Below are 19,042 nucleotides of genomic sequence, written 5' to 3'. Positions count from 1 at the left end.
GATGACCAAATACAAGGGAATCCTCAGTCATCATGAGGAATTACGAATTGATTATTTACAAAAAAATATCCACTATTTAAACGACAAGGAAAAGCGAGAGTTAGCTTATCTGCAACAAAAACTAGAGTTGCGTCAGACCTATGGTTCGCAAACTAGTCCTGTTCAGGAATCGAGACCTTCCAGACGAAAATCTCGGTCTCGTAGTTTACCTGTCGAAGAGGATGAGGATCTTCTCCCAGATTGGAATGAAGACCATGGAAAGGATAAGTGGAAGAAATCTGCTCAGGTGGTGACTGACTGGGAGGAAAATGGTGAGGAAGAGTTGCCAACATACCCCAAAAAAGAGCGGATGCGCAAACCCTTCTTTGTCAAAAAAGAACCAGTAGCTAAGCCTAAAAAGAAAAAGCGAGGCTTCAAAACCTATTTTAAATGGTTTTTAATGGCTATCGGTTTGGTCTTGTTGGCCATGGGCTTTATGGCCTTGAAAGGCTATACTTCTGTTGAGAATAAAGCTACTAGTGAGGTCTTTTATGGTGAAAATACCAGTAATGGTGTCAATATTTTGATTCTAGGAACGGATGGTCGAGTCGGAGAAACATCAGACGCTACCCGAACAGACTCTATCATGGTCTTGAATGTCAATAACAGTGACAACAAGGTGAAAATGGTTAGCTTTATGCGGGATACTTTGATTGACATTGGTGGCTATGACTATAAGCTAAATGTTGCCTATACCTTTGGAGAGCAAAATAACCAGCAAGGAGCTGAAAATGTTCGTCAGGTCTTAAAAGAGAATTTTGATATTGATATTAAATATTATGCCATGATTGACTTTTCAACCTTTGCGACAGCTATCGATACACTTTTTCCAAATGGAGTCACTATTGACGCACAGTTTGGAACCGTAAATGGCTACGATGTCACAGAGGTTGATGTCCCTGATGATCTCAATATGGAAAATGGTGTTGTGCCAAGTCAGACCATTCAAGAAGGTGTACAGCAAATGGATGGCCGTACCCTGCTCAACTATGCTCGATTCCGTAAAGATGATGAGAATGACTTTGGTCGAACACGACGCCAACAACAGGTTATGGCAGCCATTTTGTCACAGGTTAAAAATCCAAGCAAACTCTTTACAGGTGCTGAGGCAATCGGTAAAGTCTATGCTCTCACATCTACCAATATCCCGGGTAGTTTTGTCTTTACAGATGGAATTGCCACTGTCTTAGATGGTGCTAATGGGATTGAGCAAACCACAATTCCAGAATATGGGGATTGGATAGATGAGTATGATGTTTATGGTGGACTGGGTTTGAAAATTGATTTCTATAAATACCAAGAAAAGCTTGCAGCACTTGGTTTACGGTAGTAGAGAGGCTCTTTGGCCGTAAATATGATATACTAGAAAGTGACTTCGGTCACTTTTTTCGTGACCTCATTTAGAAAGTAGAACTATGTTAGAAAAAAATCAAATTGTTGAAGTAGATATTATTGACTTGACTCACGAGGGCCAAGGGGTTGCCAAGTTAGACGGCTTTGTCTTTTTCGTGGACAATGCCCTACCAGGTGAGCGTATCAAGATGAAAATCCTCAAGCTCAAAAAGAATATCGGTTTTGGTAAGGTGGAAGAATGGTTGAGTATCTCAGCTGACCGCAATCAGGACTTGGATTTAACCTATCTAAGAACGGGGATTGCTGATTTGGGGCATTTGAACTATCCTGCCCAGTTGGCTTTCAAGAAGAAGCAGGTGGAAACTAGCCTGCGTAAAATTGCAGGTCTGACAGATATAACTGTTGCAGATACGATTGGTATGGATAGTCCCTTTGCCTATCGTAATAAGGCTGCCGTTCCTGTCCGTCGTGTCAATGGACAGCTAGAAACAGGTTTTTTCAGAAAGAATTCTCATGATTTGATTCCTATTGAAGACTTTTACATCCAGCATCCAGAGATTGATCAGGTCATCGCATTTACCCGTGATCAGCTACGTAAACTGGATCTCAAGCCCTATGATGAAAAAGAGCAGACAGGCCTGATTCGCAATATCATCGTCCGCCGTGGGCATTATTCTGGTCAGCTCATGCTTGTTTTGGTGACGACACGTCCAAAGATTTTCCGTGTAGAAACCTTGGTGGAACGCTTGACAACCGCCTTTCCAAATCTGGTGTCCATTATCCAAAACATCAATGATCAGAACACTAATGCGATTCTTGGCCAGGAATTTCGTCTTTTGCATGGCTCTGAAACCATTGTCGATACCATGTTGGGCAATGAATTTGAGATCTCTGCCCCATCTTTCTATCAGGTCAATACGGAAATGGCAGAGCATCTTTACCAAGTGGCCATTGACTTTGCAGCGGTCGATTCTGAGGATATTGTCATCGATGCCTACTCTGGAATCGGCACTATTGGCCTCTCCTTTGCCAAGCAAGTCAAGCATGTCTACGGCGTAGAGGTCATTCCAGAAGCGGTGGCTGATTCCCTGAAAAATGCCGAGCGAAATGGCATTTCCAATGTAACCTATGTTTGCGATAGTGCAGAAGCTGCCATGCAAAATTGGGTCAAGGAAGGTATTCAACCAACAGTTATCGTCGTTGACCCACCACGAAAAGGCCTGACAGACAGCTTCATCAAGGCAAGTGCCTCTGTCCAGCCAGACAAGCTAGTCTATATCTCCTGCAACGTAGCCACCATGGCGCGTGATATCAAGCTCTATGAAGAATTGGGCTACAAACTGACCAAGGTACAGCCAACTGATTTATTTCCAAATACGCATCATATCGAAGTAGTTGGTTTATTGGAAAAACGCAACTAGATTGTCGAACTTGCTCTCTCATTTTTTGTCAAGCTGCTTCCAAGTTCCACAGGACCTTGGAACTCCCAAATACGTAGTACGTTGAGGTAGTATTACGTATTTGGGAGTTATGCTATCCAACGAGTCAACTACTATAGAATATATCCTGTAATAATAGCAAAGCTATATAAAATCACGAAAGTAACAAACATTTTTCATAGAGGGAGTTAATGAAGTTTAACATCGATTTAGGCAATTTATGGGAGATGCTATCAGCTATCGGAACAGTGGGGGCCGTGATTATTTCATTATGGTTAGCTCGAAGAACAGAGAGACCAGTACTGTATATTTACGATTGTTGCAACTATGATATTGATAGTGAGGAGCCGACTTATATTTTTGAAATTCTAAACATTGGACAGGTTCCAACAACTCTTCTTGAAGAGGGGCTATCGATGCATAAAAGAATAAAATTTAGTCGACAAGTTGATTTTGATGGTGTCTTGGACTGGACATACAATGAAAAAAATTTGCCTACCCATTATTCTAGTACCTTACGACCAGGAGAAAGTGTTTACCTAGAAATTGAAGATAGTGTGATGAAACAAACAATCCATAACTTAATTGGTCAGCGAAAAAAAGAAACGGTTTATTTTTATGTTGTTGATAACATGAATAAAGCACATTTTGTAGAGGTATCGGTCAAAGATGCCTTAGAGTGAACGTCTTGAGGAGTATGGGGTTGAGTAAAAGGTCAACGATAAAGACGACAATCACAGAAATAGTAGATTATTGGACAAATAAAGTCTATGAAGGTGATTTAAGTGTTGATTGGTCGGAAGCACACGAGAGATGCTGGCGATGTGCACATAAGACTAGGCTAGAACGATGTCATATTATTCCACATGCAAGTGGGGGAGAAGATAGGTCTTCGAATTTGGTCTTGTTATGTAAAAGATGTCACCTAGAGAATCCAAATGTTGTAGACCCAGAGATTATGTGGGATTGGCTTAAAGCTTATCAAACATCCTTGTACGATACTTTTTGGATTGTACAAGGTTTTAAGGAATACAAAAAGATATATGGTAACGACTTCTTTGAACAGTTACAGGAATTTGGAGTGACAGAAGTAGAGCAGGTCAAATCTCTAATGAGTGAAAAAATGAAAGGCAGTATTCGTCACTTTGGGGAACCTCATCTCAATATAGCAACAGTTGCAGGCATCCTTAGAATAATTTATAAGGACATCACTAAAAATAACTCAGGGCAATAAGAAGACTTGAGTTTTTTTTAATGTATCAATATCAACTTGTATAAAATTGCTTGTCCAACCAATGACTGAAATGATAGGAATTTTGTGCATCAAGATAGAAATCGGAATAGAGAAAGGTGTAGACATCCATATCATCAAAAAGGTCGAACGCTCAGGTATTGGGGTAGATAAATTCATCTAGTTCTTCTTCGGATAACTGTTTCGCAATACTCTACATAATAATTGTTGATTCTTTCATAATAAGATAGAGGCATAGTTCTTCTAGGACCGTATGGGCAATGAGTTCTGTACCAGTACGTGCTTTCAATTTCATCAGATTTACCATTTTTGAAAGAAGGTACATAAATTGGTAATCATATTCCATGAGGAATTGTTCAGGAAGTAGGGAGCTGATGAAAGAGGTACCTAATTCTCCAATGTGTGTCCCTTTTGGCTTCTCTGATAAGGCTGAGAGGTCCTCGTTTATAGAATCTGAAATTATATCTGAGCCTATTTATTTAATTAAATCACTGACGCGTAATAATATCAAATATTTATATAATAAGGAAATTGGATGAGCTATCAATAAACCTTGATAAACGGTAATGTTTTTTTGATTTAAAATTTTTAAGTGAAAAAATAATAAATTTCTAACGAGGAAACCTTTAACTACAACCATAAAGTTGTAGTTTTTTTGCTGTCTGGGAGAGATAGATGATATAATAAAGAGAAAGAGGAGATTAGTATGCACAGTCAAGAAGAGATGAATCGTTTAGTCCCCCAAAAATTGCGGGAGATTGAGAAGGAATTTGATGTCGAGGTCTTGTGGGCAATCGAATCAGGTAGTCGTGCTTGGGGTTTTGAATCACCAGACAGTGACTTCGATGTTCGTTTTATCTACAAACATAAGCCAGGTTTTTATCTAGCTTTGGATAAAGGCCGAGATGTGATTGAATTGCCGATTGATGAAACCTGGGATGTGAGTGGGTTGGATCTAGACAAAACCTTGAAACTCTTGTTTAAGTCAAACCCAACCTTATTTGAATGGTTGCAGTCGCCGATTGTCTATCATCAGACAGATTTTATTGAGCGAATTCGCCAGTATGCTCAGACCTATTTTTCTGAGAAAAAGATGCTCCATCATTATCTCAACACTGCAAAAGGCCAGATGCAAAAATACTTACTTGGTGAACAGGTCAAACCTAAAAAATATTTTTATGCTTTGCGCCCTATTTTGGCCTGTCGTTGGATTGAGAAGTATCATACCATTCCCCCTATTTTGTTTGATGACCTTGTTCAGGATTTGCTTCCAGAGGAAATGAAACCCCATGTCGCAGCATTGCTGGATTTGAAAATCAACCATCCAGAAGAAACACTCATTTCCCCCTTACTTCCGATTCAAAACTATGTGGAAGAAAGCATTCGAGAAATTGAAGTCTATATCCAAACTGTTCAGGATGAGAGACAGGATATCTTACCACTGAATCGCTTCTTTTTGGATGAATTAGGGATGGAGAGTTAGGGCAATTTTTATATAAAAATATGATGAGTAGAATGTATAAATTTTGTGAAAAAAGGTAGAATGAATGAATTTTAAAGACTTTATAAACAACACGATAATGGATTTCAGTACCAAAGAGTTTCAGAATGTTAAAAAATTACTAATTGGTGAGTATTTACAGTTTAACTTTTTAGAAAACAATCAGATTGATAAGTTGATTTTTTCTGAAAAATTGTATGATTATTTAGAAAAATTGGAATTGAAGACCAAGATACCTTTTCAAAAACACTTGGTTTATTACAGCATTTTCTTAGATAAATTGGTTTCTAATAAAATTGCCAAAGCACCAAAAGGGAATAAGAAGGTCATGGATCCCCCGCTCATACCACGAGCTAGACGGTATTATGATAAAGCTAAGGTAGCTGGAAAAAAACAATTCCATTCTGTCCATCAATTAATTGATTATTGCAGGGTTATGTTTTGTCTTTACAATTCTGCTCTCCAATCTGATTCAAAGCAACTTGAAAATTTTGATTTATCTATTGATGCTCTTTCTATTGAACAAATTATTCTCAATATGAAGCAGGAACAAGCTAAAAAATTGAATTTTCAAGTAGCAGAATTTTTCTCAATGAATGGAATCTATTCAAGTGAAGTATTCTATCTGATCATGACCATTATCGTATATTGTAAGCTTATGGAGAGTAAAATTCAAGGAGATTAACAATGTCTAACGTAATAAATATTCATAGTCTGCATGAACTGTATAGTTTTCTTAATGAAAAAGGTGTCCTTGAGATAGTATTGAGAGGGAATAATAAACAAATACGAGCGATTCAGAAAGTTGCGATTAATCAAGTTCAAAATAAAGAGGCTGCTCAATTGGTAAACCAGGCCTTTCAAGCAATACATAAAAATTTACAATTAACCAATAATGGGCTTCAATTGCTTCAAAATGTTACTGTTTTACAAAATATAACCCTTGCGTTGAATTGTTTGAATCTGGTTGCAACCTGTGCAGGCTTTGCAATTTTATATGCTAAACTCGAACAAATGAGTGAGGAAATCGCTCAACAAATTCAACATCTCCATCAAACTGTAAAACAGGGACATGATATTCAGACTGGCTATGAATTTAATAAAGTTCTTTCTTCATATACAGACATGTTGGATGCTAGAAGACGTCAAAATCCATATTCTGAAGAAAAAATGCGTGAACTAGTTGATCAACTATACAATGTCTTACAGTTATTAATTGCTGTTTTTAAGAAGGAAATTGCAACAGATAAAAGTTCAATCATTTTGTCAATTTTCTCGCTTCTTTCTATGTTAACCATGTCATTACGGTTTTATGACGAGCTCTACTATTTTAATAACAAGGCAAAATTAAATAGTGGAAGTGTATGGCATTCTTCTCATGATAGATGGATGAGTGTATATGATATTTTACAATCAGGTTGGTTTCTTGAAAGATTACAAGACTATGCTTTTTTGGAGTCCAATATGACAACAGTTGAAATGGATATCTACTGTGCAGAATTAATGGAAGAAGTTTTCTCGCAGAAAGAAGTGATTGAAGATAATCAAAACTTAATTCTTGCTTTAGATGATCAACAAACTTTCCAAACTTTAAATCAAGTTAATACAGCTGAATTAAAAGAAACTATTGTATCCAGTTTGGAAGAAACCTTAGTTCAAGATTTGGCAGCCTCGCGTCAAGTCTATCATACGATTATGGATCAAGTCGCTCTGCTTTAAATTTGAGGTTTGAAAATGGATTTAGAAATCAAAAATGCTATAGACAGACTTCTATATGCTTGTGATAGTGTTGATACAAAACACTTATCGAAACAAGGACCAATTTCCTTGAAGCAGATGGTCTGTCAAGATCTCCTAACCTTTATTCAAAAAATATCTCTTAAAGATAGCGAAGAACGCATCAATCTTTTTATGATGACCTATTTCTCAGAGATTCAAGTTGAATGCATAGGAGATGAAAATGAGAATATTCATTCTTCCTTCAAGATGCTTTGTCAAATTGATCAAGTCAAGGAGAAAAGTAACGGCTTCATACTCTCTGACCTCTATATAAAATCAATCATTGTGATTGGGCAGCACTATAGTTTAAGTAAAAAACATAAAAAATCGATAAATGTACAAGGATTTATCGACTATGTAAAAAATCTGAAAGAGTATGTGAAGAATGTTCCAGATTTAGATAAAGAATTTGGACATGAGTTTGAAAAAACATCAGTCAACACTAACACTGAACCAATTAGTATATCAGAAGAAAGTTCTTCGATTTCTTCTTCTCGAGCTGAAACAATTGAGGATGTGTTAGAGCAGATTGACCGATTGATAGGATTGCAAAATGTAAAGAGTGAGGTTCGTAATTTAATAAACTTGCTAAGACTCAATAAAATCAGAAAAGAACGAGGTTATAAGCAAATAAAAACTTCCAATCATTTGGTTTTTCTAGGAAATCCCGGAACTGGTAAGACGACCATTGCCCGATTAATCGCAAAGATATACAAAGCATTGGGAATTCTGTCGGAGGGGCAATTGGTTGAAGTCGATCGGTCTGATTTGGTAGCGGGTTATGTCGGTCAAACTGCGATAAAGACTAGAGAGGTGATTGACAAGGCAATGGGTGGCATCTTGTTTATTGATGAAGCTTATACTCTTGCTAAAGGTGGATCTGATTTTGGGCAAGAAGCAATTGATACGATTCTAAAAGCTATGGAAGATAAGCGTGATGATTTTGTCGTGATTGTTGCTGGATATTCTGGACCAATGAGTGACTTTCTGGCTTCAAATCCTGGATTGGAATCAAGATTTAACAAATCCATCCACTTTCCTGATTATACAGCAGAAGAACTGTTTGATATCTTCAACCTATATTGCCAAAATTATGAGATGCAGCTAACAACTGATGCAAGCCTTTCGTTGAAAGATTACTTACAAAAGCTCTGTAATAAGAAACCATCAAATTTTTCAAATGGACGAGCAGTTCGAAATCTTTTTGAAGCTTCATTGTCGCTCCAAGCAAATCGTCTAGCAGAAAAAGAAGCTATTGGAAATGAAGACTTGACCATGCTCATGGAGAAGGACCTTTGCCTTAATTTGCCAGACATGTGAGTGTTTAATAATGAATTAAATTTTTAGAATAACCTATAAATAGCTTATTTAAGAAAGGAACCAAATTGCATTACAAACATATTTTATTTGATTTAGACCATACTTTGCTGGATTTTGCGCGTGGGGAAGAACTGGCTTTGACCCAGTTTTTGCAGGCTATGGATGTGACTGATATTCAGGCCTTCAAGGATGTCTATCGTCCAATTAACCAGGCTATGTGGAAGGATTTGGAAAAGGGTTTGATTAGCAAGAAGGAGTTGATTGATACACGTTTTTCCAAAACCTTTGCCCAGTTTGGCCGCCAAGTGGATGGCCGCCAGATGGCTCTGACCTATCAGGAATTTATCGGTAAGCAGGGACAAATTTTTACAGGGGCAGACCAGCTGTTACGCCAGTTGACCCAAAACGGCTACCAGCTGTATGCGGCGACAAACGGTATCACCTACATCCAGGAGAACCGCCTGCACCATTCTCCCATCCAGCAGTATTTTACAGATGTCTTCATTTCAGAAAAGATGGGGACCCAGAAGCCTGCGGCTGCTTTTTTTGATAAAATAGCAGAGCAGGTTTCAGGTGGTGATAAGACCAGTCTTTTGATGGTAGGGGACAGCTTGACTGCAGATATTCAAGGTGCCAATAATGCAGGAATCGATTCTGTTTGGTACAATCCAACCAAGCAAATCAATCACGGGCCTGCTCAGCCAACCTACACTATTTCACATTATAGTGAACTTTTTGATATTTTATCCATCAAAGAATAGGAGAAGGGATATGAAACAGAGATATTGGATTTTGTTAGGTATTAGTTTAATAACGCTGGCTGCTTGCGGAAATTCTCAAGAAAAGCAAACTAGCGAAAGTAACAGTCAAAGTAGCCAGACTTTAGCTAGCTCAAACAGTTCCCAAGAGGTAGCTTCCAGTTCGACTCAAGCAGAGGCTGACACGAGTAGTTCTTCAGAAGCAAGCCAAGCAGGTCAGGTCAGCCAAGATGCTGCCTATAATGGGTCTTATTACTATGTTGAAGGCAAGTATGGACCGGTCATTATTGTCAATAAAAAACATCCTCTAGCAAGCTCTTATGCACCTGGAGAGGACCCAACTGCCCTTGCTTCCTTCTTGGAGTTACTAGCCAATATGCAGGCGCAAGGCTTTGCGGTATCCAATCAATACTCGGGTTTTCGTTCCTATGAAACACAGGCTTCGCTCTACCAAAACTATGTCAACCAAGACGGTCAAGCAAATGCCGATCGCTACTCAGCTAGACCAGGTTATTCAGAACACCAAACTGGACTGGCCTTTGATCTGATTGATACTGCGGGCAACCTTTTAACGGAACCGACAGCTTGTCAGTGGTTAGCTCAGCATGCCCATGAATATGGCTTTGTGGTTCGCTATTTGGAAGGAAAAGAAGCGTCAACAGGCTACATGCCAGAATCTTGGCATATCCGTTATGTAGGTCAAGAAGCGACAGAGATCTACCAATCTGGCTTGACTCTGGAAGAGTATTATGGGGTTGAAGGCGGGGATTACGCTCAATAGCACTAATTAGTTGTACGGACAATTTTCCTGTGGTATAATGAGGAGCCTAAATTGGCAAGGAGGAAATATACATGCTAAAAGCAATGGAAGTCTATTTGGTTACAAATGGTAACGGATTAGAAGCAATTGAATTTTACAAGAACGCGCTAGGCGCAGAAGTTGAACAAGTGAATTTGTTCAAAGATTTCTTGCCGGATTGTCCACCAGAATTGGAAAACTTTGTCATGAACGCACAATTTCGTTTGAATGGTCAACGTTTTATGTTGTCAGACAACAACCCAGAGATGCCTTATGCGGTGGGCGACAACATTACAGTTGCTTTGATTACCGATGATGAGGCAACAGCCAAAGACCTATTTGCTAAATTATCTGAAGATGCAAAACAAATCACAATGGACTTACAAGCAGTACCTTGGTCACCAGCTTATGGATCATTGCAGGACAAATTCGGTATCCATTGGCAAGTCAATGCGGAAGTAGCTGGCTTTGGTCAAGAATACTACGCAGATCAAAACTAATCATAAACCAGGGTCTCCTGGTTTTTTGATTGCTAAGAATAAATTTGCTATAATATAAACCACAAAAGGAGCTGCCATGGAAGTAGAAATCAAACAAGCTGAAAATCAATATATCTTACGCCTGAAATATGAGGTCCAAGCCAGTCCCTCTGATAGTTGGAACCTCCTTGCCACCAACAAAGGATTTGAAAAGTGGTTTCCGCAGCTAAGTGTGAAAAGTGACCATTTGGTTTTTGAGATGGAAGATTTTCGAGAGGTCATGCCCCTGCTTAGTTACCAACCAGAATCGCACCTTGCTTACGAATGGGACAGGGCACAGGTTAGTTTTCACATTAAGGACCAGCAGATTGTTTTTGAAGAAATCATTCCATTTGATTTTGGGAATGAATTTGCAGATGCTAAAAAAGATATGACTGGCTGGTTGGTACAAAATGACTGCATCAAGGCTCTATTGAATGCTAAGAAACTGCCAGATAGAGCCGCTCTTAGAGAAAAATGGTCGGCCTATTTGGAAAAAGAATTGAATCTTTAGTTGAAATTGGAAAGGAATCACGTATGCATCAAATTACTTGTCCGCATTGCTCTACTATTTTTACTGTCAATGAAACTGAGTATAGTCAACTCCTGGCCCAGGTACGTGGTGCGGAGTTTGAAAAGGAAATCCACGACCGTTTGGAGCGGGAACGGGAATTATTGTCCCAGAAGGCAGAAAATGACTTGCAAGCTAAACTGGGAGATAAAGACAAGGAAATCCTTGAACTGACTGCACGTTTGGACAAGTTGTCTAGTCAGACGGAGCTAGAAATCAGCTCTGCCCTTTCAAAAAAAGACCAAGAAATCCAAGAGTTGAAAGCCAAATTGGAGCAGATCGGCTTGGCTAAGGATTTGGAGTTGCAACAGGCTGTCGCTCAGGTGGAAAAAGAGCGAGATGCGGCTCAAAATGCCTTGGTTGTGCAGGAACAAAAGCAGGAGTTGGCGCTTGCGACCACTCGTCAGGAGTACGAGGTACGGCTCAAGGCAGCAGATGAGCAGGTGGAGTTTTACAAGAACTTCAAAGCCCAGCAGTCCACCAAGGCAATCGGCGAGAGCCTGGAGCAATTTGCAGAGGCAGAGTTTAACAAGGTTCGTTCTTATGCCTTTCCACGGGCAAAATTTGGCAAGGACAATGCGGTTTCCGCTTCTGGTTCCAAGGGGGACTACATCTATCGGGAGTTGGATGAGAACGGTGTGGAAATCATCTCCATCATGTTTGAGATGAAGAATGAGGCGGATACAACCAAAACCAAGCATAAAAACGCAGATTTCTTCAAAGAATTGGATAAGGACCGTCGCGAAAAGGAATGCGAATATGCCGTTCTAGTGACTATGTTGGAAGCGGACAACGATTATTACAATACAGGGATTGTCGATGTCAGCCATGAGTATGACAAGATGTACGTGGTCCGTCCTCAGTTCTTTATTCAGCTAATTGGGCTTTTGCGAAATGCTGCGCTGAACAGTTTGCAGTACAAGCAGGAGTTGGCAATGATTAAAAAGCAAAATGACGACATCACCCAATTCGAAAAGGAGCTAGATGCCTTTAAAACAGCCTTTGCCAAGAACTACAACTCGGCAAGTAACAACTTTAAAAAAGCTATTGATGAAATTGACAAGTCCATCAAGCGGATGGAAGAAGTCAAACGCTTCCTAACAACCAGCGAGAACCAGCTCCGCCTTGCAAATAATAAACTAGACGATGTCTCCGTCAAAAAATTAACCCGCAACAACCCTACGATGAAAGCTAAGTTTGAAGCTTTGAAGGAGGACTAGAAGTCCCTGTTATACAGACTATAATTAGGAAATAAGTAGAATCGACGAGGGACCGCCCAAAAGAGCGGTCCTTTATGTTATAATGAAAACATGATTTCAGGAATTATTAATGTGAAAAAAGAAGCGGGAATGACCTCCCACGATGTGGTATTTAAATTACGCAAGATTTTGCAGGAGAAGAAGATTGGGCATGGTGGGACCTTGGACCCAGATGTGACAGGCGTTCTGCCCATTGCAGTCGGCAAGGCCACGCGCATGATTGAGTATATGCAGGAAGAGGGCAAGATTTACGAGGGGGAGATTACCCTCGGCTATTCGACCACGACCGAAGATGCATCGGGCGATGTCGTTGAGCGGACACCGGTTTTGGAAATAGCAGAGCAGGCAGTTGATGAGGCCATGGCTAGCTTTATCGGTACTATTACCCAGATTCCGCCTATGTATTCTGCTGTCAAAGTAAAGGGTCGCAAACTTTATGAGTACGCACGGGCGGGCGAAGAAGTCGAACGTCCTCAACGCCAAATTGACATTTACAGTTTTGAACGGACCAGCCCGATCGAGTTGGCAGATGACTGTGCACGATTCACTTTTCGAGTTCGCTGTGGAAAGGGCACCTATGTCCGCACCCTTTCTGTTGACTTGGGCTCTAAGCTAGGCTACGCTAGTCATATGTCCAAGCTAGAGCGAACAGGTTCTGCAGGAATGACCCTGGCTGACGCCCTGACAATCGAGGAAATTGCTGATAAGGTATCGCAAGAAGACTATTCCTTCCTTCGTCCCATTGAACAAGGAGTTGGAGACCTACCGGTCGTTGAATTAACAAGCTCGCAGGTAGAAGGAGCTCGATTCGGGAGATTTTTGACCGTAGAACATCAAGAAGCCCTGCTTGCAGGTTTCCATCAGGGAAGATTAATCGCAATTTTAGAACAAAGGGAAGACTATTATAAGCCCAGAAAGGTTTTTCTCTAGTGATGGAGTAGAAACCTATGATACAATAAAGTGATATGGAAATTAAGTATATAAAAAATTATAAGGACCTGATGAATCAGGTACCAACTGTTTTGGTCTTGGGGTATTTTGATGGTCTCCATCTTGGCCACAAGGCGCTCTTGGACAGGGCTAGGAAAGTAGCGGATGAGCAAGGTCTTACCGTTACAGTTTTAACTTTTCCTGAAACACCACGATTAGCATTTGCTCGTTTCAGTCCGGATTTGTTGCTGCATTTGACCAGCCAGGAAAAACGGTTTCAATTGATGGAACAATATGGCGTTGATCAATTGGTTTTGACGGATTTTACGAGTGAGTTTGCAGCAAACAGTCCTCAGGAGTTTATCGATCGCTACATTAAAGGAATCAATGCTCGAGTTTTGGTGGCTGGTTTTGACTATCATTTTGGAAATTGCAGAGCAGACGTGTCTGATTTGACCGCCTTGTTTGAGGGGCAAGTCGAGATTGTTGAAGAAGTGCAGGTTGATGGACTCAAAGTATCCTCTTCGCGCATTCGTCAGGAAATCCAAGCTGGCAATATGTCCCTTGTCAATCGGCTTCTAGGCTATTCATTTTCTACGGAGGGAATTGTGGTGCATGGGGATGCCAGAGGTCGTACCATCGGCTATCCAACTGCTAACTTAACTCCTTTTGACCGCGTGCATTTACCACCAGCAGGTGTTTATGTTGCTGATGTAGAAGTAGATGGTGAGCGTTTTCGTGCTATGGCAAGCGTGGGAAAAAATGTGACATTTGATGGTACTGAAATGCGAATCGAAGCCCATATCTTCCAGTTTAATCGCTATATATATGGTGAAAAGATGACGATTTACTGGCTGGATAAAATCAGAGATATGGTAAAATTTGACGGCATAGATAGTTTGATGGAGCAGATGAAAGAAGATGAGAAAGTAGCTCTGCATTGGGAGGGAACATGATCAAGCGCTTGATATCTCATCCGCGTTATGAACCGATGGTGACCTTTTTTGCCATCTGTTATATTGTGCTCTTAGTCGGTGAATTTTTTTCATGGTTTTCAGCGACTAGTTTTTTCTATAAGGGCTTGGATCTGATTTTCTGGGGGATTTTTGTATTTGATTATCTAGCCAATCTCTTTTACGCCAGTAATCGGAAAGAATATGCAAAAAGTCATATTTTTGATCTAATTGCCATTTTGCCTTTTGATCAACTCTTTGGCTTCTTACAATTAGGTAGAATTGCTCGTTTGTTCCGTCTTTTGCGCCTAACCAGAGTTATCGCCTTGTCCAATCGATTTTGGGATACCATCAAAAAACTTCTACATACCAATGGTTTGTATAAGGTTTTGATCTTGAATATTTCAGCTGTCCTGATTTCAAGCCTTCTTTTGTCTATCTTGGAGAAAAAATCGATTTTCGACTCACTTTGGTGGTCCATTGTAACGATGACAACCGTTGGTTATGGCGATATTGTACCGCAAGATGCGATTTCAAAAGCTATTGCAATCATTTTGATGTTGGTAGGTATCTGTACCTTTGGTATGGTCACTTCGACCATCACACGTTTTTTTACAGAAAATGAAAAAGATACCAAGATTGATCTATTATTAGAAAAATTAGAAAACCAGGAACAAGTCTTGAAAGAACTGTCAGATAAGTTGGATAAAATGACAGAAATCGACGGAAATTAGTGAATATTACTCGGTTTTTATTGAATTTTCTAGAAATATGGGGTATAATGATATGTGGGAACGAGTATGTGGAAAGGGGTGAATATTGATGATTACTTTGTTTTTATCGCCAAGTTGTACGAGCTGTCGAAAAGCACGCGCCTGGTTAACCAATCATCAAGTTCCGTTTACTGAGCATAATATTATGACCAGTCCCCTGACTGCGGCTGAACTAAAAACGATTTTGTCTTTGACAGAAAACGGGACGGATGACCTTATTTCGACGCGCTCTAAGGTTTTCCAAAAACTAAATATCGATGTTGAAGAATTATCTGTTTCAGAACTGATTCATTTGATTGAAACCTATCCAAGTCTTCTTCGTCGTCCGATTATTTTGGATGATAAGCGGATGCAGATTGGATTTAACGAAGATGAGATTCGTGCCTTCTTACCGCGTAATTACCGAAAACAAGAGTTAAAAAATGCTACTTTGCGAGCAGAAATTGGATAAGGAACGATATGAACAAACAATATTCATATCCGCTTGATATGATGTGGAGCACCGAGGAGATTTCCTCCGTGCTTTCTTTTTTGAATCAAGTGGAGGCAGCCTATGAGGGTGGCACTCAAGCAGAAGCCCTGCTGACTAGCTACTCAGTTTTTAAAAAAGTAGTGCCAGGCAAGGCACAGGAAAAACAAATCGATCGAGAATTTCAAGAGTCATCTGGTTACTCAACCTATCAAGCTGTGAAAATGGCCAAGGAGAAAGGGAGAGGAGTTGTTCGACTTGGAAACTAAGCTAAGATTTGCCCAACAAATAGTCTTAAAGGCCGGGCGATGGCTACGTGAACATATGAACCAGCAAGTGGAAATTACTGAAAAAGCAGATTTTAAAGATTTGGTGACAAACTTTGATCAGTCTATTCAGGATCAATTGAGTCAGGACATCTTACAAGCCTATCCTTTGGATGCCATTTTAGGTGAGGAGTCACAAGAACATATCTCTATTTCCAAAGGCTGTGTCTGGGTCTTGGATCCGATTGATGGCACGACAAATTTTATTGCCCAGCAGACTGATTTTTGCATCTTGCTTGCCTATTTTGAACAAGGGGTAGGTCAGTTTGCCCTGCTTTACAATGTCATGGCAGACCAGCTTATTTGGGGAGGAGGAGAATTTCCAGTTTTCCTAAATGATTGGCCTCTTTTAGGCTATCAAAAAGGGGAACTTAAGCGTTCCTTACTGGGGTTGAATGCTGGACTCTTTGCATCAAATGCTTTCGGATTGGCCCGATTGGCTAATCACTGTTTGGGGACACGATCCTATGGTAGTGCTGGCATTAGTTTTGCCTATGTTTTAGAAGGGCGGTTAGTTGCCCATGCTTCCTATTTATACCCATGGGACTATGCAGTTGCCGCTATTTTAGGACCCAAGCTCGGTTATGAATTGTTGAGTTTGGAAAATGGAAAACCAAGATTTGAAGGAAGAGAGTATGTACTTTTTCTTCCCAGTCTTCTGAAAGATGAGATCACAGGATATTTAGACGAATGGAATTACCAGTAGAATTTAGAAAAAAGTATGAAACTTTGTTAGGGGCTGACTCAGAAAAATTTTTCCAAAGTTTTGATGAGCCAGCTGTTTCAGCATTTCGGACCAATCCACTGAAAGCGCAGCTTCCAGACTATTCGGAAAAGATTCCGCATTTGGAATGGTCTTATTATGGAAAAGTGAGTGGCAAAAGCTGGGAGCATGTAGCTGGTTTAGTCTATTCACAAGAGCCAGCTGCACAAATTGTTGGTCAAGTGGCTCAACCTCAACCAGGTATGAAGGTCTTGGACTTAGCTGCTGCACCTGGTGGCAAATCTACCCATCTCCTTTCTTATCTGAAAAATACAGGTCTGCTTGTAAGCAATGAAATTTCTCAGAAACGGTCCAAAATATTGGTCGAAAATATTGAACGATTTGGCGCTCGTAATGTCGTTGTGACCAATGAATCCGCTGACCGACTGGCTCGGGTATTTCCCAAGTTCTTTGACCTGATTGTTCTGGATGCGCCATGTTCAGGAGAGGGCATGTTCCGTAAGGATCCTGCAGCTATACAGTATTGGGATAGCGACTATCCAAGTCAGTGTGCTGTCTTACAAAAGGAAATTTTAGAATCGGCACTCGAAATGTTAGCTCCTGGCGGTCAATTGGTCTATTCGACATGTACCTGGTCGCCTGAAGAAAACGAAGATGTTGTTGCCTGGTTGTTAGAAGAATATCCCTTGAGTTTGCTTCCCGTTGAGAAAATCAATGGCATGTTGGAAGGGATTGCCTTTCCAGAAACGGCACGTATGTATCCCCATCACTTTAAGGGAGAGGGACAATTTGTTGCCAAGTTCCAATTAGATCAAGAAGGAAAAACAAAGAAAATAAAAGCTAGCAAGTCAAATCTAAAGCCAGAACAGAAACAGTTGTGGCTGGATTTTGCGAAAAAACATCTGGCAGTTGAGTTAACCGGGACCTTACAAGTCTTTGGAGATCATCTGTATCTGTTACCAGATGGATTGCCAGATTTGTCCAAGATCAAACTGGCAAGAAACGGTTTGCATCTAGGTGTTTTTAAAACCAAACGATTTGAACCTTCTTTTGCTTTGGGGCTTGCATTATTGCCGCGTGAGGTGAAAAATAGGGTCGAAATCAGCCAAGAATCCTTTGTGGACTATGCTGCAGGACAGCCATTAGCTGTCTCTAAAGAATTGCCCAACGGATGGTACCAAGTTGTCATTCATGGAAACGGGCTTGGTTTTGCAAAAATCGTCTCAGGAACCCTTAAAAATAACTTTCCAAAAGGGCTTCGTTTTTCGTAAGAATGAGCAGAAATATTTTGCATGTTAGTTGGTTATATGTTATATTGGTTTTGTGGAAATTTATTGTAAAATAACCTGAAAAATAGAATAAAATTACAGTAAAATTTTCACTGAAAAATGTAAAGGAAACATAGAAATGAAAAAAAAGCATAAGCTTGGTCTTGCTGCTCTCTTATTGACAGCAAGTCTCTCATTGTCTGCCTGTTCAGCTTGGATTGACCGAGGTGAATCCATTACTGCAGTTGGCTCAACTGCCTTGCAACCCTTGGTAGAAGCAGCAGCTGATGAATTTGGCTCAACTAATCTTGGTAAGTCTGTCAATGTCCAAGGTGGTGGTTCGGGTACTGGACTTTCACAGGTGCAGTCAGGAGCTGTACAGATTGGTAACTCTGACGTATTTGCAGAAGAGAAAGATGGTATTGATGCCACTGCTTTAGTAGATCACCAAGTCGCTGTTGCAGGTCTTGCTGTAATTGTCAACGAAGAAGTTACTGTTGATGATTTGACGACTGAGGAGTTGCGTAAAATCTTCACAGGTGAGATTTCTAACTGGAAGGAACTCGGTGGAAAGGATTTGGAGATTTCCATTATCAACCGGGCAGCAAGTTCAGGATCGCGTGCGACATTTGACAACATTATCATGAATGGTGAATCTGCTATTCAAAGTCAGGAACAAGATTCAAACGGGATGGTAAAATCCATCGTTAGTCAAACGCCAGGAGCAATTTCCTATCTATCATTTGCATATGTTGATGACAGCGTTCAAACCATTAAATTAAACGGATTTGAACCAACCACTGAAAGTGTTACAACCAATGATTGGCCAATCTGGTCATACGAGCACATGTACACCAAGGGTGAACCTACGGACTTGACTAAAGAGTTCTTGGATTACATGATGTCGGATGAAGTCCAGTATGGTATCGTTGAGAGTATGGGATACATCTCTATACATGATATGAAGGTAGAGAAATCTGTTGATGGTACAGTCACAGTTAAGGAGTAGAA

The 19,042-nt window shown here is 40.2% G+C and carries 21 protein-coding genes; all 21 read left to right on the top strand.

Annotation, left to right across the window (positions count from 1 at the left end; translation table 11 throughout):
• Window position 1 precedes the first annotated feature (1 nt).
• The 21 genes from PXH68_RS05195 (at window position 2) to PXH68_RS05095 (ending at window position 19,040) form a co-directional block, all read left to right on the top strand.
• Window positions 2-1,369 carry an LCP family protein gene (locus PXH68_RS05195; protein ID WP_248028129.1) on the top strand — a complete coding sequence of 456 codons (1,368 nt, stop codon included), beginning with the start codon at window positions 2-4 and terminating at the stop codon, window positions 1,367-1,369.
• Window positions 1,370-1,454: 85 nt separating this feature from the next.
• Window positions 1,455-2,813 (top strand): 23S rRNA (uracil(1939)-C(5))-methyltransferase RlmD, encoded by a 1,359-nt coding sequence (rlmD, locus tag PXH68_RS05190; RefSeq protein ID WP_248028130.1) that lies wholly within the window; start codon window positions 1,455-1,457, stop codon window positions 2,811-2,813.
• Between the two features lie 209 nt (window positions 2,814-3,022).
• Window positions 3,023-3,514, top strand: coding sequence for a hypothetical protein (locus PXH68_RS05185; RefSeq protein WP_248028131.1), 492 nt, complete (start codon window positions 3,023-3,025; stop codon window positions 3,512-3,514).
• Between the two features lie 20 nt (window positions 3,515-3,534).
• Entirely contained in the window at window positions 3,535-4,065 is a 531-nt protein-coding gene (locus PXH68_RS05180) for an HNH endonuclease (RefSeq protein ID WP_248028132.1), read from the top strand.
• Between the two features lie 724 nt (window positions 4,066-4,789).
• The gene (locus PXH68_RS05175) at window positions 4,790-5,566 is read left to right on the top strand and encodes a nucleotidyltransferase domain-containing protein (RefSeq protein ID WP_248028133.1); all 777 of its coding nucleotides are present in this window, start codon (window positions 4,790-4,792) and stop codon (window positions 5,564-5,566) included.
• 64 nt (window positions 5,567-5,630) lie between these two features.
• Window positions 5,631-6,269, top strand: coding sequence for a hypothetical protein (locus tag PXH68_RS05170; RefSeq protein ID WP_248028134.1), 639 nt, complete (start codon window positions 5,631-5,633; stop codon window positions 6,267-6,269).
• A 2-nt stretch (window positions 6,270-6,271) separates the two neighbouring features.
• Entirely contained in the window at window positions 6,272-7,303 is a 1,032-nt protein-coding gene (locus tag PXH68_RS05165) for a hypothetical protein (RefSeq protein WP_248028135.1), read from the top strand.
• A 15-nt stretch (window positions 7,304-7,318) separates the two neighbouring features.
• The gene (locus PXH68_RS05160) at window positions 7,319-8,683 is read left to right on the top strand and encodes an AAA family ATPase (protein WP_248028136.1); all 1,365 of its coding nucleotides are present in this window, start codon (window positions 7,319-7,321) and stop codon (window positions 8,681-8,683) included.
• A gap of 65 nt (window positions 8,684-8,748) precedes the next feature.
• Window positions 8,749-9,444: a pyrimidine 5'-nucleotidase PynA gene (gene pynA / locus PXH68_RS05155; protein WP_248028137.1), complete on the top strand. Its 696-nt coding sequence runs from the start codon at window positions 8,749-8,751 to the stop codon at window positions 9,442-9,444.
• A 10-nt stretch (window positions 9,445-9,454) separates the two neighbouring features.
• Window positions 9,455-10,222 carry an LD-carboxypeptidase LdcB/DacB gene (gene ldcB, locus PXH68_RS05150; RefSeq protein ID WP_248028138.1) on the top strand — a complete coding sequence of 256 codons (768 nt, stop codon included), beginning with the start codon at window positions 9,455-9,457 and terminating at the stop codon, window positions 10,220-10,222.
• A gap of 71 nt (window positions 10,223-10,293) precedes the next feature.
• Window positions 10,294-10,740 (top strand): VOC family protein, encoded by a 447-nt coding sequence (locus PXH68_RS05145; RefSeq protein ID WP_205030815.1) that lies wholly within the window; start codon window positions 10,294-10,296, stop codon window positions 10,738-10,740.
• Between the two features lie 76 nt (window positions 10,741-10,816).
• Entirely contained in the window at window positions 10,817-11,272 is a 456-nt protein-coding gene (locus PXH68_RS05140; RefSeq protein WP_248028139.1) for an ATPase, read from the top strand.
• A gap of 23 nt (window positions 11,273-11,295) precedes the next feature.
• Window positions 11,296-12,549 carry a DUF2130 domain-containing protein gene (locus PXH68_RS05135; protein ID WP_248028140.1) on the top strand — a complete coding sequence of 418 codons (1,254 nt, stop codon included), beginning with the start codon at window positions 11,296-11,298 and terminating at the stop codon, window positions 12,547-12,549.
• 93 nt (window positions 12,550-12,642) lie between these two features.
• Complete coding sequence (truB, locus tag PXH68_RS05130; protein WP_248028175.1) at window positions 12,643-13,518, top strand: tRNA pseudouridine(55) synthase TruB; 876 nt, start codon at window positions 12,643-12,645, stop codon at window positions 13,516-13,518.
• A 35-nt stretch (window positions 13,519-13,553) separates the two neighbouring features.
• Window positions 13,554-14,474 (top strand): bifunctional riboflavin kinase/FAD synthetase, encoded by a 921-nt coding sequence (locus tag PXH68_RS05125; RefSeq protein ID WP_248028141.1) that lies wholly within the window; start codon window positions 13,554-13,556, stop codon window positions 14,472-14,474.
• Entirely contained in the window at window positions 14,471-15,205 is a 735-nt protein-coding gene (locus tag PXH68_RS05120) for a potassium channel family protein (protein ID WP_248028142.1), read from the top strand. The genes PXH68_RS05125 and PXH68_RS05120 overlap by 4 nt, the downstream gene beginning before the upstream one ends.
• 88 nt (window positions 15,206-15,293) lie before the next feature.
• Window positions 15,294-15,695, top strand: coding sequence for a Spx/MgsR family RNA polymerase-binding regulatory protein (locus PXH68_RS05115; RefSeq protein ID WP_205030810.1), 402 nt, complete (start codon window positions 15,294-15,296; stop codon window positions 15,693-15,695).
• 8 nt (window positions 15,696-15,703) lie between these two features.
• Window positions 15,704-15,982: a UPF0223 family protein gene (locus PXH68_RS05110; protein WP_158455107.1), complete on the top strand. Its 279-nt coding sequence runs from the start codon at window positions 15,704-15,706 to the stop codon at window positions 15,980-15,982.
• A complete protein-coding gene (locus PXH68_RS05105) occupies window positions 15,963-16,745 on the top strand; it encodes an inositol monophosphatase family protein (RefSeq protein ID WP_316715491.1) in 783 nt (260 codons plus the stop codon). The genes PXH68_RS05110 and PXH68_RS05105 overlap by 20 nt, the downstream gene beginning before the upstream one ends.
• On the top strand, window positions 16,730-18,034 hold the full coding sequence (locus tag PXH68_RS05100) for an RsmF rRNA methyltransferase first C-terminal domain-containing protein (RefSeq protein ID WP_248028144.1): 1,305 nt from the start codon (window positions 16,730-16,732) through the stop codon (window positions 18,032-18,034). Before PXH68_RS05105 ends, PXH68_RS05100 begins: the two co-directional genes overlap by 16 nt.
• Window positions 18,035-18,170: 136 nt before the next feature.
• Window positions 18,171-19,040 carry a phosphate ABC transporter substrate-binding protein PstS family protein gene (locus PXH68_RS05095; RefSeq protein ID WP_248028145.1) on the top strand — a complete coding sequence of 290 codons (870 nt, stop codon included), beginning with the start codon at window positions 18,171-18,173 and terminating at the stop codon, window positions 19,038-19,040.
• Window positions 19,041-19,042: the final 2 nt, after the last annotated feature.

The organism is Streptococcus sp. 29896, assembly GCF_032594915.1.
Lineage (GTDB): Bacteria > Bacillota > Bacilli > Lactobacillales > Streptococcaceae > Streptococcus > Streptococcus suivaginalis.
The sequence above is the reverse complement of the archived record's forward strand: the minus strand, read 5'-3'. Positions and strand labels throughout refer to the sequence as shown.

Bases quoted from the DNA above. Each gene is read 5' to 3' on its own strand.
- PXH68_RS05110 (WP_158455107.1), top strand. From the start codon at position 15,704: ATGAACAAACAATATTCATATCCGCTTGATATGATGTGGAGCACCGAG.
- PXH68_RS05095 (WP_248028145.1), top strand. From the start codon at position 18,171: ATGAAAAAAAAGCATAAGCTTGGTCTTGCTGCTCTCTTATTGACAGCA.
- PXH68_RS05160 (WP_248028136.1), top strand. From the start codon at position 7,319: ATGGATTTAGAAATCAAAAATGCTATAGACAGACTTCTATATGCTTGT.
- PXH68_RS05170 (WP_248028134.1), top strand. From the start codon at position 5,631: ATGAATTTTAAAGACTTTATAAACAACACGATAATGGATTTCAGTACC.
- ldcB (WP_248028138.1), top strand. From the start codon at position 9,455: ATGAAACAGAGATATTGGATTTTGTTAGGTATTAGTTTAATAACGCTG.
- PXH68_RS05135 (WP_248028140.1), top strand. From the start codon at position 11,296: ATGCATCAAATTACTTGTCCGCATTGCTCTACTATTTTTACTGTCAAT.
- PXH68_RS05195 (WP_248028129.1), top strand. From the start codon at position 2: ATGACCAAATACAAGGGAATCCTCAGTCATCATGAGGAATTACGAATT.
- rlmD (WP_248028130.1), top strand. From the start codon at position 1,455: ATGTTAGAAAAAAATCAAATTGTTGAAGTAGATATTATTGACTTGACT.
- PXH68_RS05100 (WP_248028144.1), top strand. From the start codon at position 16,730: ATGGAATTACCAGTAGAATTTAGAAAAAAGTATGAAACTTTGTTAGGG.
- PXH68_RS05120 (WP_248028142.1), top strand. From the start codon at position 14,471: ATGATCAAGCGCTTGATATCTCATCCGCGTTATGAACCGATGGTGACC.
- PXH68_RS05125 (WP_248028141.1), top strand. From the start codon at position 13,554: ATGGAAATTAAGTATATAAAAAATTATAAGGACCTGATGAATCAGGTA.
- PXH68_RS05115 (WP_205030810.1), top strand. From the start codon at position 15,294: ATGATTACTTTGTTTTTATCGCCAAGTTGTACGAGCTGTCGAAAAGCA.
- PXH68_RS05145 (WP_205030815.1), top strand. From the start codon at position 10,294: ATGCTAAAAGCAATGGAAGTCTATTTGGTTACAAATGGTAACGGATTA.
- PXH68_RS05140 (WP_248028139.1), top strand. From the start codon at position 10,817: ATGGAAGTAGAAATCAAACAAGCTGAAAATCAATATATCTTACGCCTG.
- PXH68_RS05165 (WP_248028135.1), top strand. From the start codon at position 6,272: ATGTCTAACGTAATAAATATTCATAGTCTGCATGAACTGTATAGTTTT.
- PXH68_RS05175 (WP_248028133.1), top strand. From the start codon at position 4,790: ATGCACAGTCAAGAAGAGATGAATCGTTTAGTCCCCCAAAAATTGCGG.
- PXH68_RS05185 (WP_248028131.1), top strand. From the start codon at position 3,023: ATGAAGTTTAACATCGATTTAGGCAATTTATGGGAGATGCTATCAGCT.